General features: G+C 32.4%; 2 protein-coding genes. Both read right to left on the minus strand.

Annotated elements, in window-relative coordinates:
* Positions 1–287, minus strand: a 287-nt coding sequence (locus tag AB5287_RS09890) for a hypothetical protein (RefSeq protein WP_368221161.1), incomplete at its 3' end; no start/stop codon positions are given.
* On the minus strand, positions 288–689 hold the full coding sequence (locus tag AB5287_RS09895) for a hypothetical protein (protein ID WP_101800543.1): 402 nt from the start codon (positions 687–689) through the stop codon (positions 288–290). It lies immediately after the preceding gene.
* Between the last annotated feature and the right edge of the window lie 73 nt (positions 690–762).

Below are 762 nucleotides of genomic sequence, written 5' to 3' on the forward strand. Positions count from 1 at the left end.
TAGTCATCCCTTAACTCATAAACATCACCGATTTTTATATTTTCCCACTCTGATTTTTTTAATGAAAAAGTTTCTTTTATTTCCTTTTTATCAATTTTGCCTTTTATTTTTATCAAATACTTTTCGGGATAGAATACTGGTACCATAACTTTTCCCGTATAGATATATGTAACGTATGAGTGGTCTATGTATTTATCAATCACAATACCTTTATCCAACTTATGGCATCCAGATAATGATATTAACATCAAAAATAAAACAACTGCCTTTAAGCATTTATTTATCATCTAAACCTCCTCTATGTCAAAAACAATCTTGTAATACCCTTTTTCTCCGCTCAAGCCACCATACCTAAAAGTCATTGATTTAATAACTTTGTAATTATCATCTACCCAAATTCCCGCATCAGTCATACCATCTATGATAGCTTTGACAGTCGGATAAAGATTAGGCGGATCAAGTTTTGATTTTGTAGGACTAAACACTGTGACAGTCACCTCGCACGGTCTTTTATGTGAAAACGGGACATGTTTTCTTGGCATTTCACTTGTTACTTGATATAAAGCTAAATTTCTAATGTGTCTTGTCATTTTCGCCTTGACTTGTGGATGTAATCTATCGTTAGAGTTGATAACCATGTTTAGAGATTTTAACTTTGTGTTTCGTTGTAAAGAAAACTCAAATTTCATAAGATATAATCCTTAATGAGTGTACTTGTGTCTGTCAAAGAAAGTAGCCTTGTAACATCATCTGAACTGTGAC

Source organism: Bifidobacterium sp. RTP21102st3_E2_RTP21102_210122, assembly GCF_040916945.1.
Lineage (GTDB): Bacteria > Actinomycetota > Actinomycetes > Actinomycetales > Bifidobacteriaceae > Bifidobacterium > Bifidobacterium longum.

Bases quoted from the DNA above. Each gene is read 5' to 3' on its own strand.
- AB5287_RS09895 (WP_101800543.1), bottom strand. From the start codon at position 689: ATGAAATTTGAGTTTTCTTTACAACGAAACACAAAGTTAAAATCTCTA.